Raw genomic sequence first — 11,549 nt, forward strand, 5'->3', positions numbered from 1 at the left:
TCGACGCATAGAACTCGAGTACCTGCGCGGGGTCGAACGCCTCCGTTGTCCGCTTCCACAGACCATGGGGCATGCCCGAACCGATGAACAGGCGGACCGGATGACTACCGTCGATGAGAAGAAGATCCTCGTCGAGTATCTCGCGCATCATCGACCACGTGTAACTCACGACCGTCACGCCGTAGCGGTGGATTTCCTCGACGAACCTCGCGGGGTTCAGTCCACGTGAGAGCGCAATGCGTGAGCCACCGGCCATGGCACCACCGATGGTCGCGAGCAGACTCGACGAATGATGGAGTGGTGCAAGGCAGTACACGGTGTCACCGCGATCGAGATCTGCCGCCGTGGCCGTGCCGAAGGCCGACAGTGCCCACCGGTAGTTGGTGATCTGCTTGGCCTCGAGCACACCGCCGGATTCCGCAAAGATGATGAAGGCGAGTTCGCGGGCGACACCGGGATCCGGTCGGTACCACCCGGGCAGATTGACCTTCGTCGGATCGATTTGTTCGAGATCGATCACGTCGTGTGACGGATCCACCTCGAGGCCACGGGCATCGCCGCCGCCGAGCACCAGTACCGGCCGACCGGTAACCACTGCAGCATCGACGTTTTCCGGATCGGTGATGATCCGATCGACCGACCCCAGCTTGACCGCCGCCGTGATGTCGGAGCCTGGCGGAAGCATGACCGCGACGGCACCAAGTCGCGACAGGGCCGCGATGGCCGCGAGTGCGCTGGGGCGGGTCTCCATCAGGACACCGACATGCGCTGCCGGACGCACTCCCACGGAGATCAATCCACGCACGACATTGTCGATACGCGCGTTGACCGCTTCATAGGTGTGCACGCGATTGTCGAAGAGGAAGCACTCGCCGTTCGGCGCCTTTCGACGCTGCTCCGCCAGCAACTGGCTCAGCGAGATCTTGGTGTGCGGCTGAATCTGGTTGAGTCGAGCCAGACGTGGCAACGCTCGTGCCGCTTCTCCCGACAATTCGAAAGTGCCGCGCAACGCACCGGCGGCAAGGTCACTGATTCCCTTGGTGACTCCTGCACCTACTTCAGCGACCGAGGCGACGGTGTGGATGATCCGATTGCTGATCGACACACCGGTCTGGTCTTCGAGGTCGGCGCCGTAGACCATGTTCGCGATACGGTCCGGGAGGGGTCCACCCGTCTCGGTCCACTGCACGAATTCACCGGTGGTCGGCCAGGTGTGATTGGCCGCGGTGGAACCGACAACCAAACCGAAATGACCTGCACGCAAGGTAGATTCGTAGACCTTCGCCCGCGGAGCGGCTTGACTGATGCCTCGAACCGCTTGCGGCTGGCCGATGTCGTCGACCTCGCCGACGAATGCCAGGATGGGGCAGGTGATCTCGGCGAGCGAGACCAATTGATCCTTGATGACGAACCCACCGGTCATCATTCGGTTGTGCACGATGAACTGCTTGAGCAGTTCGGCTACCGCGGGCCCCGACCACGCGACCCAACCCTCGGTCGCGAGGAAGCGTCGTTGCTGCTCCCGCGGAAGCAACGCCTCCCGGTCGTGCAGTTGAAGCAGAAAGTCGACGCGCATCTTCAGCGTCTTCACGGGATCGAGCAACTGGAACCCGGTACGGGCCATCCACCCGGTGACCGCCAGGCGATTGAAGACGTGATCGGCGAGGAAATCTGCACCCTTGGTTGCCAATCCCGCCGGGATGCCGAAGGGTAGCGCGGCGAGTGTGTCGACCGGACTGCCGAAGGTGATGACGCTGGCGATGTTTCGACTACGCCGATAGGCGGCAGCCTGATAGGCGAACATGCCACCCTGCGAATAACCGGAGATGTGAACATCTTTTCCGGTGTGACGGTGGATGTGATCGACGATGTCGCTGAGAGCGATGATGTGATCGGCGAGGTTACGATCCCAACCGCCCTCTTCGGAGTCGGGCGAACCGAAATCGACGACCCAGGGATCAAGGCCCATCTCGTGCAGAATTCCCACAGCGCCCTGGTCACGGGTCACGTCGTACACGTTCGCCGACATCATCATCGGCGGGATCAGCAAGATCGGTGCGCCGACGGTTTCCGGGTCACTGTCCGGGAAGTAGCGCCGTAGCCGATACATCGCTGCGCGTTCGACGATCTCGAACGGCGACGTGGTCGCATCCGTTTCCAGCCCACCCAACCGGACGACCTCGAGGCCGTTTTGTGCTGTCGCAACCACCCGACGAATCGGGCCCAGCACAGACTTGGAATTCAATCCCACCATTTCACTCCCAAGTTACTCACCATGTGACGTCAGTCTCATTTTTCCCGCGCGCGACAAGCCTACTGACGACGAATACGCGTACGCGGTCAGGGAGCAAATTCTGCTACCTGACCGCGTACGATCGAAGGACTACTGCCGAAAAGAGAGCGACAACACTCGTGACCGCGAGGTCACAGGGTCCATTCCCGCAGTGACTGCGCCACTGCTTTGACTCCGTCCAGCTGCTCGGCAACCCGCACCCCCGCAGTGCCGCCTCGCGCGTTGCGCGAAGCAATGGAACCCTCGACTGTCAGCACCTCACGAACAGCGGGTGTCAGCGCGCTGTCGACGCCGGCCAGCTCCTCGTCGGTGAGATCTTCGAGTCCGACTCCTCGTGCTTCGGCGACACGCACACACGCTCCGGCTGCCTCGTGGGCAACCCGGAACGGCACGCCCTGACGCACCATCCACTCCGCGATGTCGGTGGCCAACGTGAACCCTGCCGGAGCTAGTTCCGCCATGCGCTCGGTGTGGAACTCGAGCGTCTGCACCAGACCGGTGATGGCCGGGAGCAGCATCTCGAGCTGCGCAACCGAGTCGAAAACCGGTTCCTTGTCCTCTTGCAGATCGCGGTTGTACGCCAGCGGCTGAGCCTTGAGCGTCGCCAACAATCCGGTCAGGTTGCCGATCAAACGACCCGACTTACCGCGCGTCAGTTCCGAGACATCCGGATTCTTCTTCTGCGGCATGATCGACGATCCCGTCGACCACGCATCGGCAAGCGTGATGTAGCCGAACTCCGGTGTGCTCCAGATGATGATCTCTTCCGCCATGCGGGAGAGGTCGACACCGATCATCGCAAGCACGAACGCTGCCTCGGCCGCAAAATCACGCGAAGCGGTTGCGTCGATCGAGTTCTCGGCCGAGCTGTCGAACTTCAATTCCGCTGCAATGGCTTCGGGGTCGAGACCGAGCGAGGAACCGGCGAGTGCACCGGAACCGTACGGGGACACCGCAGCTCGCACGTCGAAGTCGCGAAGGCGCTGCACGTCCCGCAACAGTGGATGTGCGTGAGCGAGCAGGTGATGCGCCAACAGGACCGGCTGAGCCGCCTGCAGGTGCGTCTTGCCCGGCATCACGGCATCCGGATGGGCCCCGGCCTGAGTCGCCAATGCGTCGACCACGTCGAGAACTCCGGTGGAGATGCGGCGGACCGCATCGCGAAGCCACATGCGGAACAGCGTGGCCACCTGGTCGTTTCGCGAACGTCCAGCACGCAGGCGCCCACCGACCTCAGGCCCGACACGCTCGATCAGACCGCGCTCGAGTGCGCCGTGTACGTCCTCGTCCGACTCGCTGGGCCCGAAGGCGCCACTGGCAACATCTGCCGCCAGGCGGTCGAGACCGTCGAGCATTGTCACGAGGTCGGCTTCGCTGAGCAGGCCTGCCTTGTTCAGCACACGCGCATGCGCCTGCGACGCCCGCACGTCGTACGGAGCGAGGACCCAGTCGAAGTGAGTCGACTTGCTCAGCGCCGCCATGGCAGCGGCCGGTCCGGACTCGAACCGCCCGCCCCACAGCGCACCTTCGTTGGTGCCGTGTTTTTGAGCGTCTCCGTCACCGTGAGCCGTCATGGCTCAGAGTCCCAGATCGCGCTTCGCGGCGACCTTCGACGACAGACCGTGGATCTCGACGAAGCCCTTCGATGCGGACTGGTCGAAGCTGTCGCCCTCGTCGTACGTCGCGAGGTTGAAGTCGTAGAGCGACTCCGGGCTGCGACGACCGTTGACGGTGATGGCTCCACCGTGCAGGAAGAGACGGATGTCGCCGGTAACGCGTTCCTGCGTCTTGTTGACGAACGTGTCCAGTGCGTCCTTGAGGGGCGAGAACCAGAGGCCGTCGTAGACCAGCTCGGACCAACGCTGCTCCATCTGACGCTTGTAGCGACCGAGTTCGCGTTCGAGGGTGACGTGCTCGAGTTCCTGGTGTGCGGTGATGAGAACCATGGCGCCGGGAGCTTCGTAGATCTCACGGCTCTTGATGCCCACGAGACGGTCCTCGACGACGTCGAGACGGCCGACGCCCTGAGCGCCTGCGCGCTTGTTCAGTTCCTGAATGGCTTCGAGAACCGACACCGGGCGGCCGTCGATGGCGACCGGGCGGCCCTTGTCGAAGCTGATGATGAGCTCGTCGGGTGCGTTCCAGTTGACCGTCGGGTCCTGGGTGTAGTCGTAGACGTCCTTCGTCGGCGCGTTCCACAGATCCTCGAGGAATCCGGTCTCGACGGCGCGGCCCCAGACGTTCTGGTCGATCGAGAACGGCGACTTCTTGGAGACGTTGATCGGGATGTTGTTCTCTTCGGCGAAGGCGATGGCCTTCTCGCGGGTCCAGGCGTAGTCGCGGACCGGTGCGATGACCTGCAGGTCGGGTGCGAGGGCGCCGAATCCGACCTCGAAGCGAACCTGGTCGTTGCCCTTACCGGTGCAACCGTGCGAGACGATGGTGCCGCCGTGCGAGCGTGCAGCTTCGACGATGTGCTTGACGATCAGCGGACGGCTGATGGCCGAGACGAGCGGGTAGCGGTCCATGTACAGGGCGTTGGCCGCGATGGTCGGCAGGCAGTATTCGTCCGCGAACTCGTCGCGGGCGTCGACGACAACGGATTCGACTGCGCCGCAGTCGATCGCGCGCTGACGCACGACCTCCATGTCCTCGCCACCCTGCCCCAGATCGATGGCGACGGCGACAACTTCAGCGCCCGTCTCCTTACCGATCCAACTGATGGCAACAGAAGTGTCCAGCCCGCCCGAGTAGGCGAGTACGACGCGATCGGCCATGGTTTTTGTGCTCCTTCGGTTGAAAATCTCTATCAAAGAATAAGGGGTCAGGCGAGCGATTCGATCATGGCCGCGAGTTCCGCTCCGGAAAGCGGTTCCCGGGCCACTACGAAGATGGTGTCATCTCCGGCGATCGTGCCCACGATGTCCGGCATCGAGGACCGATCCAGTGCGCTCGCGAGGTAGTGCGCGGCCCCCGGCGGTGTCCGGAGGATCGCCATGTTGCCGCTGAAATCGGTGGAGACCAACAACTCACCCAACAGCCGTGAGAGGCGGTCGGTACCGCCGGCCACACCGCGTACCGGGTTCCCGTCCTCCGGCACCACGTAAACACCGGCGCCGCCGTCGGCGGCACGCAGTTTCACCGCTCCCAGCTCTTCGAGGTCACGCGAGAGCGTCGCCTGCGTTGCTTCGATGCCCTCGGCACCGAGCAGGGCCGCCAGCTCCGTCTGACTTCGGACAGGGTGAGCCGCCAGAAGCGCGATGATGCGCGACTGGCGACCAGCCCGAGTGGGAGCGACGCTCACGCCGGGTCCAGTTGGGTTCGCTGTTCCAGCAGCCACACGAGCAATGCCTTCTGGGCGTGCAGACGGTTCTCCGCCTCGTCCCAGACAACACTCTGCGGCCCGTCGAGAACCTCGTCGGTGACTTCTTCGCCGCGATGCGCGGGCAGGCAGTGCAGGACGACGGCCTTCGGATCTGCCTTTGCGAGCAGCTCCTTGTTGATCTGGAACGGACGGAAAGGTCCGACCCGATCGAGTCCGTCGTTCTCCTGACCCATCGAGGTCCAGGTATCGGTGACCAACGCGTCGGCACCGTCGACGCCGGCCTGCGGGTCCTGCGTCAGCGTAATGGTCGCGCCGGTTTCCTCGGCGCGTTTGCGTGCTGCTGCCACTACCCAGTCCGCCGGTTCGAAGCCCGCGGGGCTGGCAATGGTGACGTCTATGCCTGCGGTCACTCCGCCGAGCATCAGCGAGTGAGCCATGTTGTTGGCGCCGTCGCCCAGGTAGGTCAGCTTCAGCCCCTTGAGCTCACCCTTCTGTTCGATCAGCGTTTGCAGATCGGCCAGAACCTGACAGGGATGAAATTCGTCGGACAATGCATTGACGATGGGAATCGTTGCGCCCGTAGCCATTTGCTCCAGGCGCTTCTGGCCGAACGTGCGCCACACGACGGCGTCGACGTAGCGGGAGAGAACGCGTCCGGTGTCCGCCAAGGTCTCTTCACGACCGAGTTGAGTGCTGCGCCCGTCGACGACGACAGCGTGGCCGCCCATCTGTGCGATGCCCATCTCGAACGAGAAACGTGTACGCGTCGAGTTCTTCTCGAAGATGACACCGACTCCGCGGGGACCCTCGAGCGGACGCCGAGCGAACGGGTCCTTCTTGAGAATCGCTGCGAGTTCGAGAACTTCGGCCTGCTGCGCAGGAGTCAGATCGTCGTCCCTGAGAAAGTGTTTCACCACGGTAGTCACTTCTCCCCCGGCTGGTCAGCCGATAGTGCACTGTCGAAGATGGCAGGTAGTGCTGCCACGAAGGTCTCGGCCTGCTCGTCCGTGAGGATGAGCGGCGGCGCCAACCGGATCACTCCGGGTTGCGCTGCATTCACAAGGTACCCGGCTTCGCGCGCTGCGTTTTCCACTGCCGGCGCGACGTCCTCGGTCAGCACGACACCCAGCAACAGTCCTGATCCCCGTACGTAGTCGACCAACGGATGGCCCAGATCTTCGATGCCCGCCGAGATCGATTTGCCCAAGCTGTCGGCGCGTGAGATCAGGTCTTCCGCTGCAATGGTTTTCAGCACGGCAAGCGCCGCCGCAGCGCACACCGGATTGCCACCGAACGTCGTACCGTGCTTGCCCGGTCCGAACAACTCTGCCGTTGCCCCGGTCGCGATGCAGGCGCCGATCGGCATTCCGCCGCCGAGTCCCTTCGCAAGAGTGATGACGTCTGGCACGATGCCGACTGCCTGATGTGCGTAGAACCAGCCGGTCCGGCCGATGCCGGTCTGCACTTCGTCGAGTACGAGCAGCGCACCACGTTCGGCGGTGATCCGCCGAGCCTCGACGAGGTATCCCTCGGGTGGCACCACGACGCCGCCCTCACCCATGATCGGTTCGAGGAACACAGCGGCGGTGTCGGAATCGACGGCCTGCTCGAGTGCCTCGACGTCGCCGTACGGCACGAACTCGACACCGGCGGGCATCGGTTCGAACGGCGCCCGCTTGGCCGGCTGACCCGTCAGAGCGAGTGCCCCCATCGTGCGACCGTGGAAGGAGCCTTCGGCTGCGATGATCTTCTTCCGGCCGGTGGCGCGAGCGAGCTTGAAGGCAGCCTCGTTCGCCTCGGTACCGGAGTTGCAGAAGAACGCGCGCCCGGTGACGTTGCCGAGATGAGCGAGCAGCTGCTCCGCCAACTCGACGACCGGCTCGCTGGCGTACAGGTTGGACACGTGGCCGAGTGTCGACAACTGAGTAGTCACGGCTTCGACGACGGCCGGATGTCCGTGTCCGAGGATGTTGACGGCGATTCCGGCCAGGAAGTCGACGTACTGCTTGCCGTCGGCGTCGGTGAGTACGGCGCCGTCACCGCGGACGAGAGCAACCCGGGGTACGCCGTAATTGTTCATCAGCGAAGCGGACCACCGCTGCTGCAGATCGATCGTGCTCATGAGATAGCTCCCTGCTGGGGACCGGCGACCGAGGAACCCGGCACGACCATCGTGCCGATTCCTTCACCGGTGAAAAGTTCGAGTAGGACTGAATGTTCGAGCCGACCGTCGATCACGTGCGCCGACGGCACACCTCCGCGCACCGCGCGAAGGCAGGCCTCCATCTTGGGCACCATGCCGGCATCGAGACTCGGCAACAACTGAGCAAGGGCGTCGGTGTCGATGTCGGTGGCCAGCGAGGATCGGTCCGGCCAATCGGTGTACAGGCCCTCGACGTCGGTGAGGACAACGAGCTTCTCGGCACCGATCGCCTCGGCCAGTGCTGCAGCAGCGGTATCGGCGTTGATGTTGTGGACGACGCCGTCGGCGTCGGGCGCGATGGTCGAGACCACCGGAATACGTCCTGCCGCAATGAGATCGAGTACCGCGTCTGGGTTCACGGTAGTGACGTCTCCGACCAGGCCGATGTCGGTCTGCTCCCCCTCGACCGCAACAGTGCGTCGAGTAGCGGTGAACAAGTGCGCATCCTCACCGGAGATACCGACCGCGTACGGACCGTGCGCGTTGATCAGCCCGACGAGTTCACGGCCCACCTGACCGAAGAGCACCATCCGGACGACGTCCATCACCTCGGGCGTCGTGACCCGGAAACCACCGCGGAACTCACCCTTCATGCCAAGGCGTGCCAGCATCGCGTTGATCTGCGGGCCGCCGCCGTGCACGACGACGGGGTGGATGCCGACAGTCCGCAGGAACGCCATGTCCGCGGCGAAGGCGGTCTTGAGTGTCTCGTCGATCATGGCGTTTCCGCCGTACTTGACCACGACCACCTTGTCTCGGAATCGCTGCAGCCACGGCAGCGCGTCGGCGAGGACATGCGCCTTCTGATGCTCGCTGATCACGGGATACGTCTCGGTCATGACGAGTACGCCGAGTTCTCTTCGACGTACGCGTGCGAGAGGTCCGTGGTGCGAATGCTCACGGACTCGTTGCCGATTCCCAGGTCGATGTCGAGTTCGATGTCGATCCCGCTCAGATCCACCTCACGCGCTCCCGGAGCGCCGACGCCGTCGATGCAGACGGGACTCCCGTTGAAGGACACACTGATTCGATCGGGATCGAGCTCGATGGGAGCGATACCCACTGCTGCGAGGACGCGGCCCCAGTTCGGATCGGATCCGAACAGTGCCGTCTTGACCAGGCTGTCGCGGGCGATGGTCCGGGCGCCGATCAACGCATCGGACTCGGACGCTGCGCCGCGAACCGTCACCTTGACCCGCTTGGTGACGCCCTCGGCGTCTGCCATCAACTGATCCGCGAGATCATCACACACGGCCAGCACTGCGGCGTTCAGTTCGTCCTGCGTCGGCGTGACGCCGCTGGCGCCGGAGGCCAACAGGAGCACTGTGTCGTTGGTGGACGTGGCGCCGTCGACGTCGAGGCGATCGAAGCTCAGGTGGGTGGCGGCGCGCAGAGCGGTATCGAGCTGCTCGGCCGTTGCGACAGCATCGGTCGTGACGACGCACAGCATCGTGGCCAGCGCAGGCGCGAGCATGCCTGCGCCCTTGGCCATTCCGCCGACGTTCCATTTGTTCGCGTGGTGCAGCGACGCCTGCTTCGGCACGGTATCGGTGGTCATGATCGCGTATGCCGCGTCGGTGCCGCCGGAGATTCCGCCAGCGAGTTCGTGCACTACCTCGGTGACACCGGGGATCAGCTTGTCCATGGGCAAGCGGTCACCGATAAGTCCGGTCGAACAGACAGCGACCTCGATCGCGCCCGTCTCGGTGCCCCAATTACTCAGTGCCGAAGCAACTTCCTCGGCAGTCTTGTGTGCATCCTGGAATCCACCCGCGCCCGTGCAGGCGTTCGCGCCGCCCGAGTTGAGCACCACCGCGCGCAGCTTGCCCGTCGTCAGGACCTGCTGAGACCAGAGCACCGGAGCTGCCTTGACCTTGTTCAGGGTGAAGACGCCGGCAGCGGCCAGATCGGGTCCCTCGTTGAGCACCAATGCGAGGTCCGACTTGCCACTCTTCTTGATACCGGCAGCAATTCCGGCACCGCGGAATCCGGCAGGTGCGGTGACGCCCTGCGTGCGGAGCAGACGTCCCCCGGCGACGTGAACCACGTCTGCAACGGTCGCGTCAGGCTCGGTTGCGTTGTCGATCTGCTGCGGATTGTCGGTGCTCACGGAGCTACTCCCACGGTAGAGAGACCTGCGGTCTCGGGTAGGCCAAGGGCGAGATTCATCGATTGCACCGCGCCACCGGCGGTGCCCTTGGTGAGATTGTCGATTGCCGAGATGACAACGAGCTGACCGGCGTCGGCGTCAACGGTGACCCCGATCTGTACGGCATTGGATCCGATCACGGCACCGGTCTGCGGGAAGACTCCGGCAGGCAGTACGTGGATGAACGGCTCGTCGTTGTATGCCTTGTCGTAGATTTCGCGCGCTTGCTCTTCGGTGGCCGTGGTGGCTGCCGTGCAGGTCGCGAGGATGCCGCGCGGCATGGGCGCGAGGACTGGAGTGAAGGAGACACTGATGTCCTTGCCGCCTGCGGCCGAGAGATTCTGAATGATCTCAGGGGTGTGGCGATGGACGCCGCCGACGCCGTACGCACGGACGGAGCCCATGACCTCGGAACCCAGCAGATCAGCCTTCGGTGCCCGGCCGGCGCCCGAAGTGCCACTGACCGCAACCACGTTCACGTGTGAGTCCACGATCCCCGCGGCAACGGCGGGGGCCAGCGCGAGGCTCGCTGCCGTCGGGTAGCAGCCCGGAACGGCGATGCGGGTTGCGCCTACCAATTTCTCACGGGCACCGGGCAATTCAGGAAGACCGTAGGGCCAGGTGCCGGCATGAGCGCTCTTGTAGTACTTCTCCCAGGCTGCGGGATCCTGCAGCCGGAAGTCCGCGCCGCAGTCAATGATGACCGTCGACTCGGGCAGCAACTTGGCGTACTGAGCCGAATTTCCGTGTGGGAGACCGAGGAAGACGACGTCGTGACCCGAGAGGATCTCGACAGTGGTCTCTTCGAGTACCCGCGACGAGAGTGGAAGCAAGTGCGGATGATGCTCACCGAGCGTCGAACCGGCGTTGCCACCGGCGGTCAGCGAACCGATAACCAGGCTGCCGTCGACATAGGAGGGGTGCCCGAGAAGCAGACGCAGAACCTCACCACCGGCGTACCCACTGGCGCCGGCAACGGCGACTCTGATCGGCTTGCGTGCGTTCTCGGTCGTACCACCTTCAGTCATGTCACACAGTATGCATCATTGTGCATCGGAATGCATAATTACTTACCCATGGATCGCCGGATCTCCTCGAGCTTGGCCTTTGCGGCCTTCTGGCGCTCGTCCCACTGCTCGTCGACGGACTTTCCGACAGGACTCTCGTGCGCCAGTTCGGACGAACCTATTGAAGTACCGAAGCGCCCCTCTATCTTCTCCCGAACGCGGTCGAAAGTGGGCACTCCCCCTTCGGTGTAGTCGGGTTCGGGAATTCTCGGATCGGTCGCAAGTACCACCGGGACGTCGATGATCTCGTCGACCTCCACAACGGTGTCGGGCAGTTCGACTTCTTCGGCGTCGGTGATCTCGTTCTCGTCCTCGACGCGGTTCGGCTCGAGGCTCGCGGCAGCGGTGTCCACCACGGAAAGAAGGACCGACAAACTCGGACGACGCTCGACCACTGCGCGGACGACCGCGAGGAAGTCCTTGTCGTCGAGTGCACTGGCGGCCTCGACTACCTGGTGCACGGACCCATCATGTTCGGACCCATCATTTCGTGACACTGTCAGTCCCTTCTC

At 63.8% G+C, this 11,549-nt stretch carries 10 protein-coding genes; all 10 read right to left on the reverse strand.

All coding sequences use genetic code 11. The annotated features are described in order from the left end of the window. Positions 1 to 2,254: alpha/beta fold hydrolase (locus A2J01_RS08660; RefSeq protein ID WP_064112527.1), on the reverse strand; the 2,254-nt coding region annotated here is incomplete at its 3' end. A gap of 170 nt (positions 2,255 to 2,424) precedes the next feature. Next, complete coding sequence (gene argH, locus A2J01_RS08665; protein WP_003944092.1) at positions 2,425 to 3,867, reverse strand: argininosuccinate lyase; 1,443 nt, start codon at positions 3,865 to 3,867, stop codon at positions 2,425 to 2,427. A gap of 3 nt (positions 3,868 to 3,870) precedes the next feature. Beyond that, positions 3,871 to 5,070: an argininosuccinate synthase gene (locus tag A2J01_RS08670; protein ID WP_007736221.1), complete on the reverse strand. Its 1,200-nt coding sequence runs from the start codon at positions 5,068 to 5,070 to the stop codon at positions 3,871 to 3,873. Between the two features lie 47 nt (positions 5,071 to 5,117). Further along, positions 5,118 to 5,597, reverse strand: a complete 480-nt coding sequence (locus tag A2J01_RS08675; protein ID WP_007736224.1) for an arginine repressor — start codon at positions 5,595 to 5,597, stop codon at positions 5,118 to 5,120. Beyond that, the gene (gene argF, locus A2J01_RS08680; protein ID WP_054187400.1) at positions 5,594 to 6,544 is read right to left on the reverse strand and encodes an ornithine carbamoyltransferase; all 951 of its coding nucleotides are present in this window, start codon (positions 6,542 to 6,544) and stop codon (positions 5,594 to 5,596) included. The genes A2J01_RS08675 and argF overlap by 4 nt, the downstream gene beginning before the upstream one ends. Further along, positions 6,541 to 7,740: an acetylornithine transaminase gene (locus A2J01_RS08685; RefSeq protein WP_007736227.1), complete on the reverse strand. Its 1,200-nt coding sequence runs from the start codon at positions 7,738 to 7,740 to the stop codon at positions 6,541 to 6,543. Before A2J01_RS08685 ends, argF begins: the two co-directional genes overlap by 4 nt. After that, positions 7,737 to 8,660: an acetylglutamate kinase gene (gene argB / locus A2J01_RS08690; RefSeq protein ID WP_064112528.1), complete on the reverse strand. Its 924-nt coding sequence runs from the start codon at positions 8,658 to 8,660 to the stop codon at positions 7,737 to 7,739. Before argB ends, A2J01_RS08685 begins: the two co-directional genes overlap by 4 nt. Beyond that, positions 8,657 to 9,907, reverse strand: a complete 1,251-nt coding sequence (argJ, locus tag A2J01_RS08695) for a bifunctional glutamate N-acetyltransferase/amino-acid acetyltransferase ArgJ (protein ID WP_051720865.1) — start codon at positions 9,905 to 9,907, stop codon at positions 8,657 to 8,659. Before argJ ends, argB begins: the two co-directional genes overlap by 4 nt. Before the next feature lie 20 nt (positions 9,908 to 9,927). After that, positions 9,928 to 10,998 carry an N-acetyl-gamma-glutamyl-phosphate reductase gene (gene argC / locus A2J01_RS08700; RefSeq protein ID WP_063316068.1) on the reverse strand — a complete coding sequence of 357 codons (1,071 nt, stop codon included), beginning with the start codon at positions 10,996 to 10,998 and terminating at the stop codon, positions 9,928 to 9,930. Positions 10,999 to 11,036: 38 nt separating this feature from the next. Further along, positions 11,037 to 11,498 (reverse strand): hypothetical protein, encoded by a 462-nt coding sequence (locus tag A2J01_RS08705; RefSeq protein WP_058037536.1) that lies wholly within the window; start codon positions 11,496 to 11,498, stop codon positions 11,037 to 11,039. Between the last annotated feature and the right edge of the window lie 51 nt (positions 11,499 to 11,549).

Source organism: Rhodococcus sp. EPR-134 (assembly GCF_001647205.1).
Taxonomy (GTDB): Bacteria; Actinomycetota; Actinomycetes; order Mycobacteriales; family Mycobacteriaceae; genus Rhodococcus_F; species Rhodococcus_F qingshengii.

What these genes read in the sequence shown, in the direction of transcription:
- argH (WP_003944092.1), bottom strand. Translation starts at nt 3,867, where the DNA reads ATGACGGCTCACGGTGACGGAGACGCTCAAAAACACGGCACCAACGAA.
- A2J01_RS08670 (WP_007736221.1), bottom strand. Translation starts at nt 5,070, where the DNA reads ATGGCCGATCGCGTCGTACTCGCCTACTCGGGCGGGCTGGACACTTCT.
- A2J01_RS08685 (WP_007736227.1), bottom strand. Translation starts at nt 7,740, where the DNA reads ATGAGCACGATCGATCTGCAGCAGCGGTGGTCCGCTTCGCTGATGAAC.
- argB (WP_064112528.1), bottom strand. Translation starts at nt 8,660, where the DNA reads ATGACCGAGACGTATCCCGTGATCAGCGAGCATCAGAAGGCGCATGTC.
- argC (WP_063316068.1), bottom strand. Translation starts at nt 10,998, where the DNA reads ATGACTGAAGGTGGTACGACCGAGAACGCACGCAAGCCGATCAGAGTC.